A 23,950-nucleotide genomic window follows, 5' to 3' on the forward strand; every position below is an offset into this window, starting at 1 on the left:
AGATCGGAACCATGTCGACCCCTGCAGAACAGAAGCCCACCGCAAAGCCTCGCGTGCTTTCCGGAATCCAGCCGACGTCGGATTCTTTCCACCTCGGCAACTACCTGGGTGCGCTGCAGCAGTGGGTTCCGTTGCAGGACGATTTCGACGCTTTCTACTTCATTCCGGATCTTCACGCCATCACGGTGACGCAGGACCCGAAGGAATTGCGTCGTCGCACCAAGGTTGCGGTGGCTCAGCTCCTTGCGGTGGGGATCGATCCGGATCGGGCGACGCTGTTCGTACAGAGTCAGGTTCCCGAGCACGCACAGTTGGCGTGGGTCCTGAACTGCATCACCGGTTTCGGTGAAGCCAGCCGTATGACGCAGTTCAAGGACAAGTCCGCCAAGCAAGGCAGCGACAACGCCAGTGTCGGTTTGTTCACGTATCCGGTTCTGATGGCCGCGGACATCCTTCTGTACCGCCCGCAGCGCGTCCCCGTGGGTGAGGATCAGCGTCAGCACCTCGAACTCGCACGCGATCTGGCCGGCCGGTTCAACACCCGCTACGGCAAGGCGTTCGTCGTTCCCGAGCCGCAGATCATCAAGGGCACGGCAAAGATCTACGACCTGCAGGATCCGACCGCCAAGATGAGCAAGTCCGCCGCCAGTGCGGCCGGACTGATCAATCTGCTCGACGATCCGAAGGTGTCGGCAAAAAAGATCAAGTCGGCCGTCACCGACAACGAGCGCGAGATTCGTTTCGACCCGCAGGCCAAGCCGGGCGTCAGCAACCTGCTCACCATTCAGTCGGCTCTCTCGGGAGTACCGATCGAGACTCTGGTGGCCGGTTACGAGGGCAAGGGGTACGGCGACCTCAAGACCGATACCGCTGACGTGCTGACCGAGTTCGTCACCCCACTCAAGACGAAGGTCGACGGTTACCTTGCCGACGAGGCAGAGCTGGATCGCATCATCGCGGCCGGAGCGCACCGCGCCCGTGAGGTGTCTTCACGCACTCTCGCCGCCGTCTATGACAAGGTCGGATTCCTGGCACCAAAGGGCTGACATACGCGAATTCGGACTCACGACGCCTGACCGAACATGAGGGGGACGGCAATGGCTGACACGGACGACGACGCACCGAGCTTTCTCGAGAAGCAACGGGCAGCGCGACCCTGGCTCGATCATCTGGTTCGCGCGGCCGGACGGTTTCAAGAGCAAAAAGGCGACTATTACGCTGCTGGTATCACGTACTTCAGCGTTCTCGCGTTGATTCCGATCATGATGGTCGCGTTTGCAGTGGCCGGTTTCGTATTGGCCGGGCATCCCGAGTACCTGGAGTCGATTCAGGAGCAGATCACCAAGAGCATTCCGGGCAGCTTGGGTGACACCATCAACACGCTGATCGATTCGGCCATCGACTCGCGCGCGAGCGTCGGAATCTTCGGCCTCCTGGGTGCTGCGTACGCGGGTCTCGGTTGGATGGCAAATGTTCGCGACGCGCTGACGGCGATGTGGGAGAGCAAGCGCGAGCCCAAGGGGTTCGTACGTACCAAACTTGGTGACGCAGGGGCCCTCGTCGGTCTGGCTCTCGCCATGGTCGTCTCACTGGGAATGTCGGCGCTGAGCAGTGGGCCGGTTGCGACTCAGATCGTGAAATGGCTCAACCTCGAGAACATCACCGGTGTCGGCGTGGGGCTCAGAGTTGTTTCACTGTTGCTCTCACTCCTGGCGACGTGGGCGGTGTTCCTGTGGGTGATCGCCCGGCTGCCGCGCGAGCCTGTCACGCTGCGTAGCGCTGCGCAGGCAGCGGTTATCGCCGCGATTGTGTTCGAGATCTTCAAGCAGGTGGGTGCGATCTACCTCGCTGCCGTCACCAACGGACCAGCGGGCGTGGCATTCGGTCCGATCATCGGTTTGCTCGTGTTCGTGTTCACGGCGTCACGGATGCTGCTGTTCTGCACGGCGTGGGCGGCGACGACCAAGGAAAGTATGGCCCTGGCGTTCGTTCCGCCGCCGGATCCCGCAGTGATCTCGCCGCGAATCGTTGTCAGTGACGGTGCTTCACCGTCTCGCGTGGCTGCGCTGATCGCCACGGGTGCGGTTGCCGGCCTGGGTCTTTCGGGCTTCATGCGTCGTCGGCCGCGCTAGCGCCTCCGACGGTTGAGGGCAACGGCTCCCGCCACCAGCGCGATCACCACTACTCCACCGACAGCACCGATGAGTATGCGGTCAGTGGTGTCGGATTCGGCGTCGGTAGCGGTGGGTGCAGCCGAGATCGAGCCTGGTGCAGCGGCAGACGGTGTGCGAGTGACATCGGGCGAGGCATCGTCGGTGGATCGGTCCGTCAACGAGCCGACGGTTGTGCTCGCGGGGAGTGCATATCCGTAGTCGAGTAGACGGGCAGCTTGTTCCCACGGACGGATCGGCTTGGCTTCGCCGCCCATCAATGTCACCAGTAGTTTCCGGCCGTTACGCTCCGCGCCACCCACATACGTGTGGCGGGCGTCGTCGGTGAAGCCGGTCTTGCCGCCCAATGCGCCGTCGTAGTTGTAGAGCAGTTGATTGTCGTTGGCGAGAGTGAATCCGGGGCGGTCCTGATCGTCGGGAATCGTCGGATCTTTGGGGAAGCCGGGAAATTCGACGGTCTCGGTATGGATCAGACCGGCAAACGTCGGATTCTGCAGGGCGGTATGGAAAATCACGGCCAGGTCGTACGGCGAGCTGCTCATCCCCGGGCCGTCGAGTCCGGATGGAGTTGCCGTGCGGGTGTCGAGGGCGCCGAGTTCGGCCGCGAGCGCGTTCATTTTCGACACGGCTGCAGCGTCACCGCCGAGTTGGCGGGCAAGAGCGTGCGCGGCATCATTTCCCGATGCCATGACCAGGCCCTGCATCAGTTGCCGGTTGGTGTACTTGCCGCCCTTGCCGATGCCGACAGCGCTACCTTCAGCGTCCGCGTCTTCGGCCGTTGCGGTGATTTCGGTGTCGAGATCGAGTTCGTCGAGCGCGACAAGAGCCAAGAGCATCTTGATGGTGCTGGCCGGTCGGTAGCGACCGTGCGGATCTTTCGCGGCGAGGACCTCACCGGTTTCGGCGTCCGCGAGTACCCATCCGGATGCCGCGATATCCGCCGGGAGCGGGGGAGCGCCGTCAGGGAGTACAACACCGCACTCGCCGAGCTTGTCTCCACCGACAGGGCTTTCCGGAATCGGGACAGCAGTCGGGGCCGTAGATCCGGGCGCGGGTGCTTCGGAGAGATCGATCGCCGGTGCCGGGCTACTCGTGAAAGGGCAGCTGTCGGTGTTGGGTGTTGTGAACGGCGCTTCGGTGGTGGTGGGCGGCGGGGCCGGTTGGGCGCCGGCCACTCCCGAGGTCCCTACGACACCGGTAAACGCAATGCTCCCTGAGAGCACTGTTCCGGCTACTGCCACTGCACACTTTCGACGCCACATCATCGATATACGAGGGTATGCGAACGTGAGGGAACGTCCGAATCGCCACGCAAGCAGAGGGATCGAAAACAGGCGATTCGGTTTGTACATCGGTCATAGTGGACGATCGCCGCCGATGAGTTCCACCACCACGCAGAGTCTGTAACAGTGGGGTAGTCGGCTACTCGAATGGCGCACACGCACTGACGACAGGGGATCGGTATGGGCAAGATCGTGGTGACAGAATTCGTGTCTTTGGACATGGTGATGGAAGCTCCCGGTGGCGAACCGGGTTATGCGCACACTGGATGGGTCTTTCCGTACCAGGAGGGCGATCAGATGAAGTTCAAACTCGACGAAACCCTCGCCGCGGACGTCCTTCTGCTCGGGCGGCGGACCTACGAGAGCTTCGCCGGTGCCTGGCCCGAGCGCGAGGACGACCAAGGCTTTGCGGACAAGATGAACGAGATGCCCAAGTACGTCGTCACGAGTTCGACCGAACCGCTCGAATGGAACAACTCGACGGCGCTCGACGGTCCCATCGAGGAATCTGTCCCGAAGCTCAAGGAGCAGATCGACGGCGAGATCCTGGTCGCGGGAAGTCGGACGCTCGTCCACGCGTTGTTGCTGGCCGGTCTGGTCGACGAGCTTCGTCTGATGGTCTTCCCGGTCATTCTCGGGTCCGGCGGGAGAGTGTTCCCCGAATCGGCCGACAAGATCGTCCTCGCGTTGAAGGACGATCGTCGGTACGAATCCGGAGTTCAGGTACTGACGTACCACCCCACGGTCACGTAGACCTCTCGAAAACATCTGTGGCCGAGCCTCTTCGAGAGTCTCGGCCACAGATGTCTTGCCGGCTAACTGTTTTCGGGAAAGCCGAGGTTGATGCCGCCGTGGCTGGGGTCGAGCCAGCGACTGGTGACGGCTTTACCTCGCGTGAAGAAATGAACACCTTCTGTCCCGTGAGCGTGGGTGTCACCGAAGAGGCTGTTCTTCCAGCCGCCGAAGCTGTAGTAGGCCATGGGAACCGGGATGGGGACGTTGATGCCGATCATGCCGACCTCCACCTCGTTCTGGAAGCGTCGGGCAGCGCCGCCGTCGTTGGTGAAGATGGCGGTGCCGTTTCCGTACGGGTTGTTGTTGATCAGTTCGAGGGCTTGGTCGTAGGTATCGACGCGCACGACGGAGAGAACAGGCCCGAAGATTTCGTCGGTGTAGATCGACATGTCGGTGGTGACGTGGTCGATGAGGGTGGGCCCAAGCCAGAAGCCGTCCGGTCCACCATCGGCCTGGACTGTGCGTCCGTCGACCACGATGGTGGCGCCGTCCTTCTCGCCTGCATCGACGTATGAGGCGACCTTGTCGCGGTGGGCCTTGGTGACGAGCGGACCCATGTCGGAGTTCTTTGTGCCGTCACCGGTGACGAGGGGAGTGGTGCGTTCGACGATCTTGGCGACAAGTTCGTCGGCGATGTCGCCGACTGCGACCAGAGCGGAGATCGCCATGCATCGTTCACCCGCGGAGCCGAATCCTGCGTTGACCATTGCGTCGGCGGCGAGGTCGAGGTCGGCGTCCGGCAGAACGATGGCGTGGTTCTTGGCGCCGCCGAGTGCTTGCACGCGTTTGCCGTTGGCGGTGCCGGTGGCATAGACGTACTGGGCGATGGGGGTGGATCCGACAAACGAAATCGCTTTGACTGCTTTGTTTTCCAGAAGTTCGTCGACGGCGAGCTTGTCACCTTGGAGGACGTTGAAGACGCCGGGGGGCAGACCGGCTTCGGCCCAGAGTTCGGCGAGCCAGATCGCCGCGGTGGGGTCCTTCTCCGAGGGCTTGAGAATCACGGTGTTCCCGGCGGCAATGGCGACCGGGAAGAACCACATGGGGACCATCGCGGGAAAGTTGAAGGGCGAGATGATGCCGACGGGGCCGAGGGGTTGGCGGATGGAGTAGACGTCGACCTTGGTCGATGCATTCTCGGTGTATCCGCCCTTGAGGAGATGCGGTATTCCGCAAGCGAATTCGACAACTTCCTGCCCGCGGCTGATTTCGCCGAGGGCGTCGGAGAGAACCTTGCCGTGCTCGGCTGTGATGATCTCGGCGAGTTCACCTTTGCGAGCGTTGAGGAGTTCGCGGAAGCTGAACAGTACCTGTGTGCGCCGGGCCAGTGAGGTGTCACGCCAGGCGGGGAAGGCCGCCGCAGCCGCGTCGATGACAGCGCGGGCGTCCTCGAGGTTCGCCAGGGCCAGTCGGCCGGTGATCTGTCCGGTGGCGGGGTTGGTGACGGTGGCGGTGTCCTCGGACGTTCCGGCGAACGGCTTGCCGTCCAGCCAGTGCGCGATGACACGAGTATCAGTGCTGGTCATGGTATTTCCTAGTGGTCTGGTGACTCAGGAGTTCGGGGAGGTGTACTTGGCGACGTAGTCGTTCATCGTCTCGCGCTGGTACCGGGAAACCTCGTGCGCGTTTTCGTTCTCGGCGAAGACGCTCGACACCATCACGGCGTTCTCACGTTCGTAGAAGCCGAGTTTGCCGAGACCGCCGAAGAATTCGTCCCAGTTGACGTCTCTGTCACCGATTTTGAGATGCTGATGCACTCGAACGGCATTGGCTGGCGGGTTGGTGATGTAGCGCAGTCCGTGGGAACGGTGATGATCCATGGTGTCCGCCACGTGAACGAGTCGGACCATGTCGCCGGCGGCCTCCATGATGGCGGGAAGGTCCCCACCCATGTGGAATTGGTGGCACGCCACGATCACCATGCCGAGGTTCTTGGAGTTCACACCACGGATCGTGCGGATCGCGGCTAGTCCGTCTTCGACAAAATCGTCCGGGTGGGGGTCGATCAGGACGTCGATTCCCTCGCGTTCGATGATCGGAACCAGTTCCTCCATCGAACGATAGAACGCACGCTCGGACTCTTCGGCCTTTTCGGGGCGGCCGGAGAATTCGGTGTTCATGACGTTGACACCGAGATCGACCGTGATCTGGATGGCCCGCTTCCAGTAGCGCACGGCTGCTTCGCGAGCGTCCTCGTCCGGGCCGGACCACCGAAGGACCGGGAGCACCGACGCGATGCCGACTCCCGCACTCGCGCAGGCCTTCCGGAACTCGGTGACGAGCGCGTCGTCGGCTTTCGGGTGATTGAAGAACGGGATCATGTCGACGTGCGGTGTGAGCTGCAGGTACTCGTACCCGAGATCGGCAACAACCTGAGGTAGCTCGAGTAGTGAGTAATCGTGATGGAAAGGTGTGGGGTCGAGTGCGACCTTCATCGCTAAGCTCCGGCCACAGAGTCGCGCGCAACCATGTCCACGACGACGCGCTGACCCGTCTCCAGAGACTTCACACCGGCGGCGCAGACAGCGGCCGCGGCGTACCCGTCCCAAGCACCTGGTCCGTCGATGTAGTTGCCGGTGCCGGCGCCCGTCTTCACTGCCTTGATCCACCGGGCGAACTCGGTGTCGTAGGCCTGCCCGAAGCGTTCGCGGAATCCTGGGGTGATCTGCCCACCCCAGTTGCCGGGCTTGGTCTTTCGGATCAGTCCCACGTCGAGTCCGATCATCGCGCTTCCGAGTTCGCCGACAACTTCGGTGCGCACCTCGTAGGCAACTCCGGTGGTGACAAACACCTCGGCGTCGACGTGTCTACCGGACTCGGTCTCGAATATCGCGATCTGTGGGTCTTGAATGCCCTCGGGAGCAAACGAATTCGCGGCCGGTCGGATGATCTGCACCGAGGTGATCTCTTCGTCGAGCAGGAATCGTGTCACGTCGACCTCGTGGACGAGTGAGTCCTTGACGATCATCGCGCTGTCGAAGCCGTTCGGAACCGCAGGATTGCGGTGCGCGCAGTGCACAACGAGAGGGCGACCGAGATCGCCGCTGTCGATCAAATCCTTGAGCTGGGTGTATTCGTGGTCGAACCGGCGCATGAAACCAACCTGGATCAGTCTTTTTCCCAGCGCTGCTTCGGCTTTGACGATCGTGAGCGAACTGTCCGCGTCGGTGGTCAGCGGCTTTTCGCAGAGAACAGGCTTGCCCGCTTCGAGGCAGGCAAGAACCTGCTTCTCATGGGTCGGGCCCGGGGTTGCGAGAACAACGGCGTCGACGTCCTCGGCTGCGATGGCATCGAACGGATCGACGACGACGCGCGCCCCTGGCGTCAGTGCTGCGATTTCCTCGGCGCGGGCGAGAGAGTAGTCGTTGACGACGGTGACGCGGGCACCGCCGATTTTGTTGGTGATGCGGTCGACGTGATCGGCCCCCATGATGCCGACGCCGAGCACTGCGATCCGGAGATCCTGGTTGTCAGACATGCGGTGGTACTCCTCGATTGTGTTGCTCAGTTGAAACGGACGGCGGGGACGCCACAGGTGGACAGGTATTTCTGAGTGCGCGCTGCGATGGGCAGCGGTGTGTCGGGATGGCAGGGATACATGTCCTGCTCGACGATCGCGAACACGTCGATGCCGAGCTTCTCGATGGCCTCCAGAAGCGGCGGCATGTCCGGTATTCCGCGCGGTGGTTCGATCATCGCGCCGAGTTTGACGGCTTCGCCGAACGGCAGGTCCTCCGCCTCCACCTTGGCGACGATCGCCGGATCCACCTGCTTGAGGTGCAGGTACCCGATGCGCTCCGGATGCTTGTTGATGATGGCGAGGTTGTCACCGCCGCAGTAGCTGATGTGGCCGGTATCGAGGCACAGGTTCACGAAACGCTCGTCTGTACCTTCGAGGAACTTGTAGACGTTGTCCTCGATGTCGACATGGCTGTCGGCATGAGGATGGTACTGCGCCATGACGCCGTATTCCTCGAGCATTGCCTTCCCGAGAGCGTTCATGCCGTCGGTTTTCTTACGCCACTGCTCGGGCGTCAGATTGCGGTCTTCGAGTACCGCTCCGGTGGAAGGGTCGCGCCACATCTCAGGGATGACCACCACGTGCTTGCCGCCGACGGCTGCGGTCAACTTGGCGACGTCCTTGATCTGATTCCAGACGGCATCCCAGGAATCGTCCTGGTGCAGGTGTTCGAAAACGGTACCGGCCGAAAGCTTCAGGCCGCGGGCGCCGAGTTCGTCCGTCAACTTGGCTGGATCGGTCGGAAGGTATCCGAACGGGCCGAGTTCGATCCATTCGTATCCCGACGCGGATACCTCGTCGAGGAATCGTGTGTAAGGGGTCTGCTGTGGATCGTCCGGAAACCACACGCCCCAGGAGTCGGGGGCTGATCCGACGCGAATCGCGCTCATGTCTAGATTCCTTTCGCGGGCAAGCTTTATGGGGTGTGGTTGTGCGGAATTTTCATTCGGATGGACGGAGGTACGGTCGCTGGATCTTCTTCCAGGACTCGTAAGTTGTCCGTGCCTTCTTGGTGGACTCCAGTTCGGAGGTGGCCGATACCGGTACATCCCACCAGGATTCGCTGTCCGGGGCGCCGATCAGCGGATCGGTTTCGACGTGGATGACGGTGCTGGTGTCGCTTGCTTTGGCAACCTTGATCGCGTCGGCGAACTCGGCAGCGGTGTTGGCGCGGATGACGTCGACACCGAGGCTGGCAGCGTTCGCGGCCAGATCGACCGGGAGAACCCCTCCGTCGAGACGTCCGTCATTCGAGCGGTAGCGGTACTGCGTGCCGAAGCGCTGGGAACCCAGCGACTCGGACAGTGAACCGATGGAGGCAAATCCGTGATTCTGCACCAGGACGACGATGACCTTGAGGCGTTCCTGTACGGCGGTGACCAATTCGGTGGCCATCATCAGATAGGAACCGTCTCCGACCATCACGAACACGTCGCGATCGGGGCACGCCATGCGGACGCCTAGACCGCCGGCAACTTCGTATCCCATGCACGAGTACCCGTATTCGACGTGATACCCCTTGGAATCACGGGTTCGCCACAGCTTGTGGAGGTCACCTGGCATGGACCCGGCAGCGCACACCACGACGTCACGTGGATCGGACAGTGTGTTGACCAGGCCGATCACCTGATTCTGATTCAGTGACCCGTCGGCAGCGGGTTCGGCTGGGTTGTAGACGGATTCGACGATCGCATCCCAATCGCGAGCGAGGTCACCGATCCTGGACGCATATTCGTCGTCCACCCGGTAGTCGTTCAGTGCAAGTGCCAGCGCGTCGAGTGCCTCACGGGCGTCGGCGACAACGCTGACTCCGCCCTGCTTCACGGAGTCCAGTGATGCGACGTTGATGTTGACGAAGCGAACGTCGGGATTGGTGAACGCGGTGCGGGACGCGCTCGTGAAATCGCTGTACCGCGTACCGATTCCGATGACGACGTCAGCCTCGGTGGCCAGTGCGTTTGCAGCCGTAGTGCCGGTGGACCCCACCGCCCCGACGGATTGTGGATGGTCGTAGACCAATGAACCCTTGCCGGCCTGGCTCTGCCCCACGGGGATTCCGGTCTGCGCGCAGAACGCTGCCAGAGAGTCGGTGGCCTGGCTGTAGATCACGCCGCCGCCGGCGACGATCAGTGGCTTGCGAGCCGAGCGGATGATCGCGGCGGCGCGTTCGATCACCGATCGTTCGGGGAGCGGGCGGGCCACGTGCCACACCCGTTCGGCGAAGAAGGACTCGGGCCAGTCGAAAGCCTCGGCCTGCACGTCCTGCGGGATGGCGATGGTGACCGCGCCGGTCTCGACGGGATCAGTGAGAACGCGCATCCCGGCGAGCAGAGCGCTCGGCAACTGCTCCGGGCGCCATACCCGATCGAAGTATCGTGAGACGGGTTTGAAAGCGTCGTTGACTGTGACGTCGCCGCTCGACGGGAGTTCGAGTTCCTGTAAGACGGGGGCGCTGGCGCGGGTCGCGAAAGTGTCTGCGGGAAGGAGTAATACAGGTAGACGATTGATGGTGGCCAGTGCCGCGCCGGTGATCATATTGGTGGCACCGGGGCCGACGCTGGACGAGACCGCCCACGTCTGCAGGCGGTCCTTCATGCGGGCGTGCGCGACAGCCGAGTGCACCATCGCCTGTTCATTGCGGCCGAGCACGTAGGGGAGTGTCGGCTCACGGCCGGCGTCGAGATCCTGGATCTCGGCCTGCAAGAGTGCCTGCCCCAGTCCGGCGACGTTGCCGTGCCCGAAGATTCCGAAGCAGCCGGCGAACAGCTTGGTGCGCTGGCCGTCGCGTTCGGTGTACTGGTTGGCGAGGAAGCGGACGACAGCTTGAGAAACGGTGAGGTATACGGTCGGCTCGTCGCGAGGTGGACGATTGCCGGTTGCGTTGTTGGTGGGTGCCACAGCTTTCACTTCCGTCAGTTGTGGGACTGCAACGGCAGTCGAGGGTCGATGTCCTGGTGATCCCAGCTTCCACGTAGCCAGGTGTGTTGCGGATCGTCACAGATGTTCCACGCCCGGATCTCGCCCGAACCTGCCATGACATTGAGGTAGTACATGTGGTGGCCCGGCGCTGCGATGGACGGGCCGTGATAGCCGTGCGGCACGAGAACGACGTCGCCCGAGCGGACTTCCTCGAGCACTTCGATAGGTCTCTCGGCGGTTCCGTACACGCGGTGGTAGCCGAAACCTTCGGTCCCGGTGGGGCTTCTGTCGATCTCGAAGTAGTAGATCTCTTCCAGGGCCGATTCGACGTCGCTGTTCTCGTCGTGCTTGTGGCTGGGATACGACGACCAGTTCCCGCCGGGGGTGATGACCTCACACGCGATGATGGAGTCGGCCTCGAAGGTGTCTGCGGTGGCGAAGTTGTGAACCTGTCGGCTGCAGTTCCCGGCACCGCGGAGCTCGACCGCAACTCCTGATGCGGGACCGTATCGATGGGGGAGCTTTGCGCCGGCGCGTGCTCCGCACAGAGCGAAGCGGCCCCCGTCAGCGCTGCTGACCGAGTAGTCGGCGTCGCGTCCTACGTACGCGAAATCGCTCGGGCCGTCGAAAACCGATGCGCGGCCAGTGAGGGGAATCTCCGTCCCCTCGGCAACAACCACGGCCGAACCCGCCAGTGGAACGACGATGATCTCGTTATCGCCGGACTGCAGGTGGACGTCAGCGCCAGGGGCGAGTTCGAGTGTCCACAAGCTGGATTCGGTCCACCCGGCGGACTCCGGCGTGACCACTGTCGTGAAATCACCGTCGGCGGACGATCCGGCGGGGACGTAGTACTTGCTGAACATCTTGCTCCTGCCAGGTCGCTTCTAGTGGACGAGCTTGACTGCGGTGTCGACGGCCGCGGTGACGTCGCCGTCGGGTGGGTAGAGCAGCGCGCGTCCGACGATCAGTCCGCGCACGGACGGCAGCTGAAGTGCAGCGTCCCACTTTGCGTACGTTTCTTCCGGCGCGATCTGCGGATCGCCGCCCAACAGGAGCGTCGGGAGGGTGGTCGCATCCATGACGCGTTCCATCTCGTCGACGACCGGCAGTTTCATCCACGTGTACGCCGAGGTGGAGCCGAGACCTTGGGAGATGTGGATGGATTTGATGACGGCGTCGGGGCTGAGATCGTTGACGACCTTGCCGTTCACGCGGCTGGAGAGAAACGGCTCGAGCATCGCGATCAGTCCGGCCGCGGCCAGTTCGTCCACGGCTTCGGCACATGCCGTCATGGTGGGCAGAGTGCCCGCGTCGTCGAGTGCGATGCGTAGCAGCATCTTTCCGCCGTTCATTCCGAACTTCGCGGTGCCCGCCGCGGTGTATCCCGTCATGCGGTCGTCGAGTTCGAAGCTCGCGCCTGCCAGGCCGCCGCGGTTCATCGACGAGAAGACGACCTTGTCGTCGAGGGCGCCGAGGAGGAGCAGATCGTCGAGAATGTCCGCGGTGCCGAGAACGCCGTCGACTCCGGGATTGTCGAGCGCAGTGCGTAATCTGTCGAGCAGATCTGTACGACTGTTCATCGCTGTCGGCTTGCCAGCGACAGACAGTGCCCCACGGGCCGGGTGATCGGCAGCGACGATCATCAGTCGACCATTGCCTCGAACAGTGGCGCGAGGAGTTCGCGCTGCCCACGCCTTTTCGATGATCTGCGGATCGCTCGCACGCAGTTCCGTCACTTCGGCGTAGGTGGTGGCGAGGGGGCGGGCGGCGAGCTTGTCAGACATTGACTGCCTCCGTGGCTGTGGCTTCGGCGAGATCGTGGACTTCTTCGGCGGTCGGCATCGCAGTGGAGCATTCGAGCCGAGATGCGACTATCGCGCCGGCCGCGTTGGCGTACCGCAGTACCTTCTCCAGCGGCCACCCGGCCAACAGTCCGTGGCACAGTGATCCGCCGAAGCTGTCGCCTGCTCCAAGCCCGTTGACCACGTCGACGGCGTTGGGCGGCACGGTGATCGACTGCTTTCGCGTTTTGCCGAGTACGCCCTTCGGGCCCTGCTTCACGATGGCCAGTTCGACGCCGAGGTCGAGAAGCGCGTCGGCGGCCTTGTTCGGATTGGTCTCACCGACCGCGATCTCGCACTCTTCGCGGTTTCCGACGGCTACTGTCACGTGCGCCAGAGCGCGCTGCACCTGATTGGTTGCTTCTTGGGGCGTCGACCAGAACATCGGGCGGTAGTCCAGATCGAGGACCGTCAGCGGGCGTCGTTCGCGGGCTTCCCAGGCAGCGAAGTGTGCACTGCGACTCGGTTCTTCGGACAGCCCTGTCACAGTCGACCAGTAGAGGGACGATGCTCGAACGGCGTCGAGGTCGATGTCTTCCGGGGTGATCCGAAGATCGGGCGCATGCGGCTTGCGGTAGAAGTACAGCGGAAAGTCGTCAGGAGGGAAGATCTCGCAGAACGTCACCGGTGTCGGGTACTCGGAATTGGTGACGACAAACCTGTTGTCGACGCCCAGACGTGCCAACTCGCGTGTGACGAACTTCCCGAAAGGATCGCTGCCTACGCCGGAGATCAGTGCTGCTCGCCGGCCGAGGCGCGCGGCCGCCACCGAGACATTGGCTGCGCTGCCGCCGAGGAACTTGCCGAACGTCTCGACGTCCTCGAGTCCGACACCGGTCTGAAGTGGGTAGATGTCCACCCCCGATCGGCCGATGGCGAGCACGTCGAAGGGTGCGTCAGGGATGTGTGACCCGCTCTGGTGAGTGTTGATGCTTGTCAAAACTGACTCCCGAGAGTTCGTGGTGGGTTGCCCACGCAGGGCACCGTTGTATGACTGAAACTGTGCGCCGCGACACAGCGATTGTCAATAGTTTGTCTGGACATTATGACTTGCGGTCAAGTGAATGTTAGTGTTCGCATACACTGCCGAGAGAAGTAGCGTCGATACGGCGCCTTCCCAAGACAGATCGGAGTTGGCCGTGGTCGCAGCACTCGCCGTCGAGTTGGACCGCTCGAGCCCGGTGCCGCTGTATTTTCAGCTGGCACAGGCAATCGAGGGCGCTATTCTCGGTGGCGAACTTGCCCCAGGTGATCGCTTCGAGAACGAACTGGCGTTGGCCAAACGGCTCAATCTCTCACGTCCGACCACTCGACGCGCGATCCAGGAACTGGTGGACAAGGGACTACTTGTTCGTAAGCGGGGAGTCGGAACTCAGGTGGTGCAAAGTCCGGTGCACCGCCCGGTCGAGCTCACCAGCCTGTTCGACGACCTTGCGAGGGCCGGCCAGGCGCCGACGACCAAGCTGCTCGAGTTCACGGTGGGAGTTCCCGCCGAGGACGTTGCCGCGGAACTCAACCTCGAACCTGACGCCGAAGTGGCCACCATCAGGCGTCTGCGAAGCACCAACGGCGAACCGCTTGCCGTGATGACCAATTACATTCCGGTGGACATCGCACCCGATCCCGAGGAGTTGGAGACGCAGGGGCTGTACCAAACCTTGCGAACTCGCGGCGTTCACATCCGTGTCGCGCGGCAGCGAATCGGCGCTCGGGCGGCGACTCGCGAAGAAGCAGGATTGCTCGACGAGAAAGTGGGTGCTGCCCTCTTGACCATGAGCCGCACTGCATTTGACGATTCAGGTAGCGCCGTCGAGTACGGCAGCCACTGCTACCGAGCGTCGCGTTACTACTTCGACACCACCGTGGTCGACCGCTAGATCTCGATCCCGGTGACACGAGTACCCGCCTGACCGAGTCAGTGGGGGTGATTTGTGATCCCAGCATTTCTGCGATCCTTCGATCATTTGACCCGAACGGAGCCTCATGACAGGCATTTCAGTAGCAGTTGCCGGATTCGGATGGATGGGCCGCGTCCACACGCAGGCGTATCTGCGTCTGCGGCAGCACTATCCGCAGCTTCCCGTGATCCGCATGGCCGCCGTCGCCGACGAGGTGCCTGGCAGAGGGGAGGAAGCAGCGGACCAATTCGGTTTCGAAGCTTTCACCCAGGATTGGCGCGATATCGCAGCCGATCCGGCCATCGACGCGGTGAGCATCACGGCCCCGAACTTCTTGCACCGTGAAATCGGCGTCGCAATGGCAGAGGCCGGCAAACACATCTGGATCGAGAAGCCCGTCGGCTTGTCCACGGAAGACGCCAAAGCTGTTGCCGTAGCAGTCTCGAAGGCCGGTGTGCAGTCGACCGTAGGCTTCAACTACCGAAACGCGCCGGCTGTGGCCCTGGCAAAGAGCCTGATCGACTCAGGGGAGTTGGGCACGATCACGCACTCGCGTTTTCGTTTCCTCAGCGACTATGCGGCCCACCCTGAAGGTGCTTTGAGTTGGCGATACGAGCGTGAGCGCGGCGGCGCCGGCGTCCTGGGCGACTTGGCTTCGCACGGCATCGATCTGATTCGTCATCTTCTCGGTGACGTCGACGCTCTCGTTGCGGATACTGCGATCTTCATCCCGGAGCGTGCGCGTCCGTCCGCCGCTACCAGTGGACATGCGCGCGCCAGCGGTGGGGAGATGGGGGCTGTCGAGAACGAAGACTTCGTCAGCGCACTGCTGCGCCTCGGGTCGGGTGGCCGGTGCACCCTCGAAGCATGCCGCGTCGCCGTGGGAGAGCAGAACAATTACGGATTCGAGATTCACGGCACGAAAGGTGCCGTGTTCTGGGACTACCGCCGGATGGGTGAACTGGGCACCAGCCTCGGCTCGAAGTACCAGGACCAATCCGTCACGACGGTTCTGGTCGGCCCCGAGTCCGGTGAGTTCGGCCGCTTCCAGCCTGGCGCGGCCAACGCGATGGGCTACGACGACCTGAAAGTGATCGAGGCTCGCAATTTCATCGCCTCGATCGTGGACGGAGCGCCGCAGGGCGCGACCATCGCTGATGCAGTCGCGTCCGCACAGGCTCTGGACGCGATGGTCGCCTCGGTGACCTCCGGCAGCTGGATTTCTCTCGGTTGATCGACAGCTCCTCCGAAAGGCTCTGGTGCAGTGACATTTCCCCGCGGACTGGCGCTGCTCGTGGCAGCAGTGCTGTTCATGGAGATGCTGGACGCGACGATTCTCGCAACGGCACTGCCGTCGATCGCCCAATCTTTCGGAGTTGATGCCGTCGACGTCAATGTCGCCGTTTCTTCGTACCTCCTGGTGTTGGCCGTCCTGATCCCGGCGAGCGGATGGATGGCCGACAGATTCGGAACGCGACGTGTCTTCATCTCTGCCATAGCCGTTTTCACGGTGGCGTCGGTGGGATGTGCACTGAGCACCTCCCTCCCGATGCTGGTGGGAATGCGTGCTTTACAAGGGGTAGGCGGCGCCATGATGGTGCCGGTGGGGCGGCTCGCAGTATTGCGGGTGACGTCGAAGGCGGAACTCGTACGGGCTATCGCCTACTTGACGTGGCCGGCGCTCACAGCGCCGGTTCTTGCGCCCGCTGTGGGTGGAGCCATCGTGTCGATCGCTTCGTGGCGCTGGATCTTTCTGATCAACGTTCCGATCGGGATCGTCGGGTTTCTGCTGGCATTGCGCATGGTGCCCGACATTCGGGAGGCGCAGAAACGGAGCCTCGACTGGCTGGGATTGGTGGTGATCGGAGCAGGCGTCGCAGTGCTTGTCGTGGCGCTCGATAACGTGCACAGTGCCGGAACCGACTGGCTACGAGTGGGCCTCGGGATCGTTGCGGCTCTGATCTTGTTGAGCTTGGCCGTCATTCACCTCGTCCGGTCGGATCATCCGCTCATCGCGCTCGGCGTCCTCCGACTTCGATCGTTTCGGCTCGTCGCGTCGAGCGGCTCGCTGTACCGGCTCGTGATCATGGGCGTGCCGTTTGTGCTGCCGTTGTTGTTCCAAGTGGGATTCGAAATGTCGGCGTTCAAGGCCGGTCTGCTGGTGATGGCCCTGTTCGCGGGGAATATCGCGATCAAACCGCTCACCACTCCGCTCATGCGCAGATTCGGGATCAGACTAGTTCTGGTGGGAAACGGAGTTCTGTCGGTGGTGTGCTTCGGTGCGCTGGTACTGATCTCGTCGACGACACCGGACGTCGTAATCGCTGTCGCACTGTTTGTCAGTGGCGCGTTGCGATCCATCGGGTTCACCGCGTACAACAGCTTGGCGTTCGCCGACGTCGACTCGGGTGAGCTGACCGATGCCAGTACTCTGCATGCAACGCTGCAAGAGTTGGCGTCCGGTCTGGGTATTGCACTGTCCGCTTTGGTGATCACGCTCTGTACACCGTTGGCGGAGTCGGAGGATCTGAGCGGCGGAGTGCCGTTTTCTCTGACGCTGGGTGTTCTCGGGGCCATGCTGGTGCCGACGGTGATCGAGAGTTGGCGGCTCCCACGCGATACGGGTGCTGTGGTGTTGGTGCGCTGATGAAGCGTCTTCCGCCACCTTCATCATAACGCGGGACCCGGGGCTTGCGGCAAGGCCCCGGTGATGGTGCACACTCGTCTGCTGCGAGCAAGCAAAAGCCTTGCCCGGAGGAGGGGATCGCATGAGTGACGTCATCATTGTCGGTGCTGGACCAACTGGATTGATGCTGGCAGGTGAGCTCCGGCTGCAGGGCGTCGATGTCGTCGTCGTGGACAAGGACGAGGAGCCGACTCAGTTCGTCCGTGCCCTCGGCATCCATGTGCGCAGCATCGAAATCATGGAGCAGCGCGGGTTGCTGGACAAGTTCCTCGCGCACGGCCGCAAGTATCCGCTCGGTGGATTCTTCGCGGGGATCAGCAAACCGGCACCGGCGCACCTCGATACTGCGCACGGGTACGTACTGGGCATTCCTCAGCCCGAGATCGACAGGATTCTTGCCGAACATGCCACCGAAGTCGGTGCGGACATTCAGCGAGGGAAGCGCGTCGTCGCGATCCGTCAAGATACCGATAGCGTCACAGCGGACTTGTCCGACGGCACAACACTTCACGCGCGTTATCTCGTGGGCTGCGACGGCGGCCGCAGCACTGTTCGGAAGCTGATCGACGTCGGGTTTCCCGGCGAGCCGTCGAGCGCCGACACGCTGATCGGCGAAATGGACGTGACCATGCCGGCTGATGAACTGGCCGCCGTTGTCGCCGAAATCCGGGAAACGCACAAACGATTCGGAGTCGGTCCCGCCGGTAACGGCGCTTTTCGTGTCGTGGTCCCTGCGGCCGAAGTTGCCGACGGTCGCGCAACACCGACCACCCTCGACGACATCAAACAACAGCTACTGGCCATTGCGGGTACCGACTTCGGTGTGCACTCGCCGCGGTGGCTCTCGCGCTTCGGCGACGCCACCCGTCTAGCGGAGCACTACCGGCGCGACCGGGTGTTCCTCGCCGGCGATGCCGCACACATCCACCCACCGATGGGCGGTCAAGGTCTCAATCTCGGTGTGCAAGATGCCTTCAACCTCGGCTGGAAGCTCGCCGCCGAGATCAACGGCTGGGCACCGGACGTCCTGCTCGACACGTACGAATCGGAACGGCGTCCGGTGGCTGCCGACGTTCTCGACAACACGCGCGCGCAGGCGGAGCTGATCTCCACCGCTGCCGGTCCACAAGCCGTGCGGCGCTTGATCTCCGAGCTGATGGAATTCGAAGACGTCAAGCGCTATCTGACCGAGAAGATCACTGCGATCTCGATTCGCTACGATTTCGGCGAAGGCGACGACCTACTCGGTCGGCGGCTGCGGAACATCGCGTTGACCCGCGGCAACCTGTACGACCTGATGCGATCCGGCCGCGGACTTCTTCTCGACCAGGGTAGCCAACTGGCGGTAGATGGTTGGAGCGATCGAGTCGACCACGTAGTCGACACCAGCACCGAATTGGACTCACCGGCTGTCCTGCTTCGACCAGACGGTCACGTGGCATGGGTGGGGGATTCGCAGGCGGAGTTGGATACTCAGCTGTCCACGTGGTTCGGCCGGCCGGCGACGGGCCCCGTGTAACTCTTCGGATTCGGCAACCGAGCACCGTGGCGACTCGGACGCACTACCGTTGACGACTATGAGGCGAAGGTCAGCACAGGTTCCGGCTGCGGCAGCGGGCTCTGTGGGAGCGCTGATGCTGACAAGCTGCACGACCAATGTCGATGTGCCGAAAACCTTTGCCGCCACGATAACGGTGACCGGTCAGGCAGAGCAGGCCGAGACGGTCTCTGGAGAGTGCGTGATCGACATGATTCGTGTCGCTCCGAACGACCAGATTCAGATTTTCGGGGGCAGCGGCGCTGCATCCACAAGGTCGGCACTCGAGGTCGAGGCAATCGATCAACTTCCCGACGGAATGAGCACCTGCTCCTACACCGCACATTTTGATGCCGTCCCCGCAAACCAGAGAAACTATGAGGTGAGCTTGGGCCACTTCTCTCCGGAGTCCTTCAGCTCAGATGAGTTGGAGAACGGTGTCACCTATCAACTTCGCCGGCCCTGACTGAACCAGTTCTCCCTCGCGTTGTATCCGGTCCGACTTTCACTGAGCTCGCTTGGTGGTCCCGTCGCCTCCGCGCTGTCGAGCCTTACCGGGGTTGATGTGGAGCCGAACACCCTCGTAGGCGACTGTGTACGGCACATCGTCGTCGTTGTCCGGGGCGCCGGAGTCCGCAGGATCCGGAAGTTCCGCGATCTGTTCGATGACAGTCTGTGCTCGCGCCGCACCGGGATCGAACATCTCCTGAAACGGCCCGACGAACGACCCCCCAAGCCCGCGGCGCCTTGCCCGAACAGCCGCCCACCCGAACACCGCCAACGGGCCGATCATGGCGAACAGCACTAACAAGTCCCACCCCATGCCACGAGCGTACCGACTGACCGGCATTGGGCGGTCCAAGTCTCGTCAGCGCTGTCGTCCCTCAGGCCATTCGTCTCTCGGACTGTGCCTTCAGCAACTCGGCCAGATGGTCAGGCGAGATCCGCTCGCGAACCGCCTCCATCACTAGTTCGGCCTGCGTCTGAGGCGCGAGGCCGTCGATCGGTTGGTCTCGGTCCAGATTGGTCGGGAAGGCGTAGCCCTCAGCGGAAGCGGCGACGGCACAGCGAACAGACTCGTCGGAACCTGCTTCGCTGAGGGCGAGCAGTGCCGGATAGATCGCGTTGACGAGCGCGTCCCGGTCAATGGTTCCGAGGGCGCGACCGAAGGCTGACGACACCTGAAGAAGATTTGCCATGCGCAGGACGTCGGCGGATTTGTTGTGGCCGGCGGCGTGGAACAGTGCAGGGTTGAAGAAGACGGCATCTCCCTTCTCCAAAGGTAATTGGACGTAATTGGCCTCGAAGAACTCCTTGAACTCGGGACGCTCGAACGCGAGGTATCCGGATTCGAATTGTTGGGAGTACGGCAGATATTTCGTCGGTCCCGTCTCGACCGGCATGTCCACATGGGCGACTGCACCTTGCAAGGTGAGGGCGGGGGTCAAGCGATGAACGTGCGCTCGGAACTTCGCAGCGACGTCGCTCGACATGAAACCGAGGTGGTAGTCGCGATGTGGATTCTGTGCGGCGCCACCGGGATTGACGACGTTGACGTCCGACGTCACCTGATACATGGGGCCGAGCCAGGCTTCCGAAGCTAAAGCGACAATGCTGTTTGCGTAGTAGTCGACGTAAGCCTTGGGATCTTCGAGCGCCAACTTCAGTTGTGCTCCCCAGATCCGGTCATTGGCTCCGGGTTTGGCGAAGTGATCTCCGGACACCGCGCCGGCTTCGTGTTGGCGCGCAATGAGTTCACGGAAGACCGCACTGGCGCGATCCAATACCTCCGCGTCGAACGCGCCTTGGAAGACCGTGATGCCTGGACCGGTGAGTAACGCGCGGGCGATCTCGTCCTGAATCTCCGCCCGGATTTCAGGATTCGACAATTTGTCGACCAGAGCATCCGAGCGGTAGAGAAGAACGCCGTCGGCCACCGAATGGGCGTACGGGTAATCGGCGGGGTCTGTCTCGTGTGCGACCAGAGCGGCGAAGTCTTCGATGTTGCAATCTTCTCGGTGCAACCTACCCGCGAACGGCACGGTGTGGTCGGTCAGTGCTGGAGTCATTCGGGGGCCTTCCTGCGGAGTTCACGATGTGCTGTGACTCAAAGACTGCCAAGGAAAAGCCATCGAAACTACCCCTGAAATCCATCAAAAAGACCTCAGGAAGCGCTCCCCGTGGACTCGACCGGTGACGGAAGATCTGCGCGCTACGACGGGATCACGTTCCTGGGTGAGAGTTAGAGAGTGAAGGCGTTCCGGAAAGCAGTGAGTGCGGTGTCACTGTCTCCGGATGCCCAGCCCTCCAATCCGACCGTGCCGGTGTAACCCTGCTCGGCGAGAACGCGTGCGATGGCTGGGTAGTTGATCTCGCCGGTTCCGGGTTCGCATCGGCCGGGTACGTCGGCCACCTGAATCTCGCCGATGTTGTCACCACAACGCCGCACGAGTTCGATGAGGTTTCCTTCGCCGATCTGTGCGTGGTAGAGGTCGAGCATCATCTTGAGGTTGGGGTGTGAGACGGATTCCACCAGTGCCAGAGTGTCTTTGGCTCGGGCCATCGGTACGCCAGGGTGATCGACGATCGTATTGAGATTCTCGAGGCAGAAGACGACTCCGGCGTCTTCACCCAGTCGCGCGATCTTCTCGAGAGCGCGTTGGGCCGTCAGCCACATCGCTCCCGTAGTTCGATACTGCGGGCGCGCGGCCTGTCCGTCGATCAGCTCGCCGGTATGGAAGTTCAGCCGAGGAACGCCGAGTTTCGCTGCCGGCGTGAGGCATAGCGCCGCTGTACGTACGAGTTCGGCGCTGCCCGCTTCGTCGAACAAATCGCCGTGAAGATAGCCGGTCATCGAGGAGAACCGAGCCCCGGTGGCGACCAGAGCATCGAGGTCCTTGTCTTGCCAACTCCAGATCTCGGCTGCGAACCCCGCCTCCGAGATCCGCCGAATGCGTTCGACGACAGGGAGTTCGGTGAACGTCATCTCGGCAGAGACCGCCAAATCGAAGGGGCTCACTGCGGCACCGACAGCAGCGATACGGGCAGTCCGGTTTCCACGGATTCTTTTGCAGCCAGTGCGATTTCCAGGGCGTTGCGAGCATCGAGACCGTCGACCGACGGCGCGCTGCCGGAGCGGATGCAGTCTGCGAAGTGCGCCAGCTGGGCAACATAGGCGTCGTGAAACAGTTCGATGTTCACCCGAGGTGTGTCGGCCAGAACGCCCGGTGAGCTGTAATGACGCATCGCGGTCCGCGTGACCTCGCCTGCACTCACCATTCCACCGGAACCGAAAACCTCGCCGCGAACGTCGTAACCGTAGGTGGCCTGGAAGTTGGCCTCGGCCGACGCGAGGGCGCCGTTGTCGAACCGCAACTGAACCATCGACGTATCGAGGTACCCCTGCTCCTTGTACTGCGGATGGACGAGAGCATCGGCCTGCGCGAACACCTCGACGACGCGTGCCCCCGGGTTGAGCCAGAGCAGGGCGTCGAAGTCGTGAATCAGTGTCTCGTTGAAGATGGTCCACGGCTTGACTCGGGAGGCGACGTCGGCGGTGATTCCCGGATCGCGAGTCAGAGAGCGAAGTAGCTGCGGTGTCCCGATCCCACCGGAGGTGATCACGTCGTGTGCCGCGGCGAAGTCGGCGGCGAAGCGCCGGTTGAAACCGACCTGCAGCGCAACATTGTTCGCGGCGCATGCGCCGATTGCGCGATCGGCGTCCTCGAGCGTCAATGCCATCGGCTTTTCGCAGAAGACATGCTTGCCTGCCTCCGCTGCTGCTACCACGAGATCGGTGTGAGTTGATGCGGGCGTACTGATGAGCACCGCTTCGATGGTCGGATCGGCAATCAGCTCAAGGGCGTCGGTGTACGCGCGGGCGTCGGGACTGACACGTTCGATCAACGACGCCGCAGCGCCGGGCGCAGGATCGGCGACGGCGACGAGACGGGTGCCGGGGATACGCAGCGCGACGGACTCGCCGTGGAAACGGCCGATCCATCCAGCGCCGATCAGACCGACTGCAACAGAGGCAGACATGGGGGCTCCGTTCGGAGTGAGGATGAGGAACTAGATCGTTCTAGTCCTTGCCAGTAAAGCGCTGGTTGCCTCGTGCGTCAACGTTTCGGCGTGTATTCGCTGGAACGATCTAGTCTGTGGAGGTGAACAGTCGACGCCCCACCTTGCAAGACGTAGCAGACCTGGCCGGTGTGTCACGCGCACTGGTGTCCATCGTCATTCGCGATGTCCCGGGTGCCAGCGATGCCACGCGGGTACGGGTCAAGGCGGCCGCGGACGAACTCGGCTATCGACCCGACAACGCGGCGCGACTGCTGCGCCAGCATCGCAGCCGCCTGATCGGTGTCAGTTATGTTGCCGCGCAAACCTTTCACGCGGAGCTGCTCGACGAGATCTACGACGCAGCCGAACGCTTGCGCTACGACGTCGTTCTCAGTGCCGTCTCGGACCGCAGGCCTGGCTCGCGCGCCGTGCGCACCCTGCTCGACGACCGATGCGAGGCGATCTTGCTGTTGGGTTCGCAGGCGCCGGAATCGGAGATCGTCGACCTGGCGGCCAAGGTTCCCGTCGTCGTGCTCGCCCGGAAGATGCCCTCAGCACATGTGGACGTTGTCCGCACGGACGACGAGGCGGGCGCCGTGATGGCTGTGAATCATCTCGTCGGACTCGGGCACCGCTCGATTGTCCACGTCGACGGCGGACGCGGTCCGGGTGCCCAGGAGAGGCGTCAGGGCTACCGGAAGGCCATGCGGGCGGCCGGACTGGAATCGCGGATACTTCCCGGCGGCCTCACGGAGGAGTTCGGCGCGGACGCTGCGCGGTCGATGGTCGAACAAGGGATTCCCGGTGCGGTCTTCGCTTTCAATGATCGTTGCGCGCTAGGAGTCCTGGACGTCTTCTTGCGTGCGGGAGTCTCGGTGCCCGGCGACGTCTCCGTGATCGGATTCGACAACAGTGCATTGGCAGGTTTGGCGCACATCGATCTGACCAGTGTCGGGCAGGACACGGCGTTTCTGGGTGGCGCCGCGGTGGAGCGAATCTCCGAACGTCTCGACGCCGGAAGTGGACTCTTGGGCAGGGACATAGTCGCGCAACCACAACTTGTAGTTCGAGGTTCAACTGGACTCGTAGGGCGTTGACCTGGCGTTTCGACCTAAACTAGGTTGTCCGGTCTTTGATAAGCAGTCCTAATGTCAGAACAAACTATTGACATTCGACTGTGACGGGTATTACATCTTTCACATACAACCGAGCACCATCCGTTCGCGGGCCGTTGG

The 23,950-nt window shown here is 62.5% G+C and carries 22 protein-coding genes; 9 read left to right on the forward strand and 13 right to left on the reverse strand.

The window, feature by feature from the left end; all coding sequences use genetic code 11:
- The first annotated feature begins 11 nt into the window (after positions 1–11).
- A complete protein-coding gene (trpS, locus tag ACVZUB_RS10020) occupies positions 12–1,046 on the forward strand; it encodes a tryptophan--tRNA ligase (RefSeq protein WP_482628321.1) in 1,035 nt (344 codons plus the stop codon).
- A gap of 51 nt (positions 1,047–1,097) precedes the next feature.
- Entirely contained in the window at positions 1,098–2,132 is a 1,035-nt protein-coding gene (gene yhjD, locus ACVZUB_RS10025) for an inner membrane protein YhjD (protein ID WP_007727380.1), read from the forward strand.
- Here yhjD and ACVZUB_RS10030 read toward each other — a convergent pair.
- Entirely contained in the window at positions 2,129–3,436 is a 1,308-nt protein-coding gene (locus ACVZUB_RS10030) for a serine hydrolase (protein WP_139799822.1), read from the reverse strand. The two genes, yhjD and ACVZUB_RS10030, sit on opposite strands and share 4 nt — an antisense overlap.
- Positions 3,437–3,634: 198 nt before the next feature.
- On the opposite strand from ACVZUB_RS10030, the gene ACVZUB_RS10035 reads away from it, so the two are divergent.
- Positions 3,635–4,207, forward strand: coding sequence for a dihydrofolate reductase family protein (locus ACVZUB_RS10035; RefSeq protein WP_482628322.1), 573 nt, complete (start codon positions 3,635–3,637; stop codon positions 4,205–4,207).
- 62 nt (positions 4,208–4,269) lie between these two features.
- Here ACVZUB_RS10035 and ACVZUB_RS10040 read toward each other — a convergent pair whose 3' ends face one another.
- The 8 genes from ACVZUB_RS10040 to iolC are packed head-to-tail and all read right to left on the reverse strand — an operon-like array spanning position 4,270 to position 13,472.
- On the reverse strand, positions 4,270–5,775 hold the full coding sequence (locus ACVZUB_RS10040) for a CoA-acylating methylmalonate-semialdehyde dehydrogenase (RefSeq protein WP_003941032.1): 1,506 nt from the start codon (positions 5,773–5,775) through the stop codon (positions 4,270–4,272).
- A gap of 24 nt (positions 5,776–5,799) precedes the next feature.
- Positions 5,800–6,684 (reverse strand): sugar phosphate isomerase/epimerase family protein, encoded by an 885-nt coding sequence (locus ACVZUB_RS10045; protein WP_482628323.1) that lies wholly within the window; start codon positions 6,682–6,684, stop codon positions 5,800–5,802.
- Positions 6,685–6,686: 2 nt separating this feature from the next.
- Positions 6,687–7,727: a Gfo/Idh/MocA family protein gene (locus ACVZUB_RS10050; RefSeq protein ID WP_042449660.1), complete on the reverse strand. Its 1,041-nt coding sequence runs from the start codon at positions 7,725–7,727 to the stop codon at positions 6,687–6,689.
- Between the two features lie 26 nt (positions 7,728–7,753).
- Positions 7,754–8,659: a sugar phosphate isomerase/epimerase family protein gene (locus ACVZUB_RS10055; RefSeq protein ID WP_007727370.1), complete on the reverse strand. Its 906-nt coding sequence runs from the start codon at positions 8,657–8,659 to the stop codon at positions 7,754–7,756.
- A 52-nt stretch (positions 8,660–8,711) separates the two neighbouring features.
- Entirely contained in the window at positions 8,712–10,667 is a 1,956-nt protein-coding gene (gene iolD / locus ACVZUB_RS10060; RefSeq protein WP_030535076.1) for a 3D-(3,5/4)-trihydroxycyclohexane-1,2-dione acylhydrolase (decyclizing), read from the reverse strand.
- A 14-nt stretch (positions 10,668–10,681) separates the two neighbouring features.
- Positions 10,682–11,554 carry a 5-deoxy-glucuronate isomerase gene (gene iolB / locus ACVZUB_RS10065; RefSeq protein WP_030535075.1) on the reverse strand — a complete coding sequence of 291 codons (873 nt, stop codon included), beginning with the start codon at positions 11,552–11,554 and terminating at the stop codon, positions 10,682–10,684.
- A gap of 21 nt (positions 11,555–11,575) precedes the next feature.
- On the reverse strand, positions 11,576–12,475 hold the full coding sequence (locus tag ACVZUB_RS10070; RefSeq protein ID WP_070162750.1) for a Cgl0159 family (beta/alpha)8-fold protein: 900 nt from the start codon (positions 12,473–12,475) through the stop codon (positions 11,576–11,578).
- The gene (gene iolC / locus ACVZUB_RS10075) at positions 12,468–13,472 is read right to left on the reverse strand and encodes a 5-dehydro-2-deoxygluconokinase (RefSeq protein WP_030535074.1); all 1,005 of its coding nucleotides are present in this window, start codon (positions 13,470–13,472) and stop codon (positions 12,468–12,470) included. Before iolC ends, ACVZUB_RS10070 begins: the two co-directional genes overlap by 8 nt.
- A gap of 199 nt (positions 13,473–13,671) precedes the next feature.
- Here iolC and ACVZUB_RS10080 point away from each other — a divergent pair, with 199 nt between their 5' ends.
- The 5 genes from ACVZUB_RS10080 (at position 13,672) to ACVZUB_RS10100 (ending at position 19,119) form a co-directional block, all read left to right on the forward strand.
- Positions 13,672–14,409, forward strand: a complete 738-nt coding sequence (locus ACVZUB_RS10080; protein WP_003941006.1) for a GntR family transcriptional regulator — start codon at positions 13,672–13,674, stop codon at positions 14,407–14,409.
- A 106-nt stretch (positions 14,410–14,515) separates the two neighbouring features.
- On the forward strand, positions 14,516–15,664 hold the full coding sequence (locus ACVZUB_RS10085; RefSeq protein ID WP_387480454.1) for a Gfo/Idh/MocA family protein: 1,149 nt from the start codon (positions 14,516–14,518) through the stop codon (positions 15,662–15,664).
- A 30-nt stretch (positions 15,665–15,694) separates the two neighbouring features.
- Positions 15,695–17,077 (forward strand): MFS transporter, encoded by a 1,383-nt coding sequence (locus ACVZUB_RS10090; RefSeq protein WP_482628324.1) that lies wholly within the window; start codon positions 15,695–15,697, stop codon positions 17,075–17,077.
- Between the two features lie 121 nt (positions 17,078–17,198).
- Positions 17,199–18,635, forward strand: coding sequence for a rifampin monooxygenase Iri (gene iri / locus ACVZUB_RS10095; RefSeq protein ID WP_482628325.1), 1,437 nt, complete (start codon positions 17,199–17,201; stop codon positions 18,633–18,635).
- A 58-nt stretch (positions 18,636–18,693) separates the two neighbouring features.
- Positions 18,694–19,119: a hypothetical protein gene (locus ACVZUB_RS10100; protein ID WP_482628326.1), complete on the forward strand. Its 426-nt coding sequence runs from the start codon at positions 18,694–18,696 to the stop codon at positions 19,117–19,119.
- Positions 19,120–19,158: 39 nt separating this feature from the next.
- Here the strand turns inward: ACVZUB_RS10100 and ACVZUB_RS10105 are convergent, their stop codons facing one another.
- From ACVZUB_RS10105 to ACVZUB_RS10120, 4 genes are all read right to left on the reverse strand, one after another.
- On the reverse strand, positions 19,159–19,476 hold the full coding sequence (locus tag ACVZUB_RS10105) for a hypothetical protein (RefSeq protein ID WP_482628327.1): 318 nt from the start codon (positions 19,474–19,476) through the stop codon (positions 19,159–19,161).
- Positions 19,477–19,537: 61 nt separating this feature from the next.
- Entirely contained in the window at positions 19,538–20,722 is a 1,185-nt protein-coding gene (locus ACVZUB_RS10110; RefSeq protein ID WP_482628328.1) for a phytanoyl-CoA dioxygenase family protein, read from the reverse strand.
- Positions 20,723–20,895: 173 nt separating this feature from the next.
- Positions 20,896–21,672, reverse strand: coding sequence for a TIM barrel protein (locus ACVZUB_RS10115; protein ID WP_214514470.1), 777 nt, complete (start codon positions 21,670–21,672; stop codon positions 20,896–20,898).
- Positions 21,669–22,694 carry a Gfo/Idh/MocA family oxidoreductase gene (locus tag ACVZUB_RS10120; RefSeq protein WP_482628329.1) on the reverse strand — a complete coding sequence of 342 codons (1,026 nt, stop codon included), beginning with the start codon at positions 22,692–22,694 and terminating at the stop codon, positions 21,669–21,671. Before ACVZUB_RS10120 ends, ACVZUB_RS10115 begins: the two co-directional genes overlap by 4 nt.
- Positions 22,695–22,810: 116 nt before the next feature.
- Between ACVZUB_RS10120 and ACVZUB_RS10125 the strand changes: the two genes are divergently transcribed.
- Positions 22,811–23,812, forward strand: a complete 1,002-nt coding sequence (locus tag ACVZUB_RS10125; RefSeq protein ID WP_065455153.1) for a LacI family DNA-binding transcriptional regulator — start codon at positions 22,811–22,813, stop codon at positions 23,810–23,812.
- The last annotated feature ends 138 nt before the right edge of the window (positions 23,813–23,950 follow it).

It is taken from the genome of Rhodococcus sp. OS5, assembly GCF_056837585.1.

What these genes read in the sequence shown, in the direction of transcription:
- trpS (WP_482628321.1), top strand. Translation starts at nt 12, where the DNA reads ATGTCGACCCCTGCAGAACAGAAGCCCACCGCAAAGCCTCGCGTGCTT.
- yhjD (WP_007727380.1), top strand. Translation starts at nt 1,098, where the DNA reads ATGGCTGACACGGACGACGACGCACCGAGCTTTCTCGAGAAGCAACGG.
- ACVZUB_RS10030 (WP_139799822.1), bottom strand. Translation starts at nt 3,436, where the DNA reads ATGATGTGGCGTCGAAAGTGTGCAGTGGCAGTAGCCGGAACAGTGCTC.
- ACVZUB_RS10035 (WP_482628322.1), top strand. Translation starts at nt 3,635, where the DNA reads ATGGGCAAGATCGTGGTGACAGAATTCGTGTCTTTGGACATGGTGATG.
- ACVZUB_RS10040 (WP_003941032.1), bottom strand. Translation starts at nt 5,775, where the DNA reads ATGACCAGCACTGATACTCGTGTCATCGCGCACTGGCTGGACGGCAAG.
- ACVZUB_RS10045 (WP_482628323.1), bottom strand. Translation starts at nt 6,684, where the DNA reads ATGAAGGTCGCACTCGACCCCACACCTTTCCATCACGATTACTCACTA.
- ACVZUB_RS10050 (WP_042449660.1), bottom strand. Translation starts at nt 7,727, where the DNA reads ATGTCTGACAACCAGGATCTCCGGATCGCAGTGCTCGGCGTCGGCATC.
- ACVZUB_RS10055 (WP_007727370.1), bottom strand. Translation starts at nt 8,659, where the DNA reads ATGAGCGCGATTCGCGTCGGATCAGCCCCCGACTCCTGGGGCGTGTGG.
- iolB (WP_030535075.1), bottom strand. Translation starts at nt 11,554, where the DNA reads ATGTTCAGCAAGTACTACGTCCCCGCCGGATCGTCCGCCGACGGTGAT.
- ACVZUB_RS10070 (WP_070162750.1), bottom strand. Translation starts at nt 12,475, where the DNA reads ATGTCTGACAAGCTCGCCGCCCGCCCCCTCGCCACCACCTACGCCGAA.
- ACVZUB_RS10085 (WP_387480454.1), top strand. Translation starts at nt 14,516, where the DNA reads ATGACAGGCATTTCAGTAGCAGTTGCCGGATTCGGATGGATGGGCCGC.
- iri (WP_482628325.1), top strand. Translation starts at nt 17,199, where the DNA reads ATGAGTGACGTCATCATTGTCGGTGCTGGACCAACTGGATTGATGCTG.
- ACVZUB_RS10100 (WP_482628326.1), top strand. Translation starts at nt 18,694, where the DNA reads ATGAGGCGAAGGTCAGCACAGGTTCCGGCTGCGGCAGCGGGCTCTGTG.
- ACVZUB_RS10105 (WP_482628327.1), bottom strand. Translation starts at nt 19,476, where the DNA reads ATGGGGTGGGACTTGTTAGTGCTGTTCGCCATGATCGGCCCGTTGGCG.
- ACVZUB_RS10110 (WP_482628328.1), bottom strand. Translation starts at nt 20,722, where the DNA reads ATGACTCCAGCACTGACCGACCACACCGTGCCGTTCGCGGGTAGGTTG.
- ACVZUB_RS10120 (WP_482628329.1), bottom strand. Translation starts at nt 22,694, where the DNA reads ATGTCTGCCTCTGTTGCAGTCGGTCTGATCGGCGCTGGATGGATCGGC.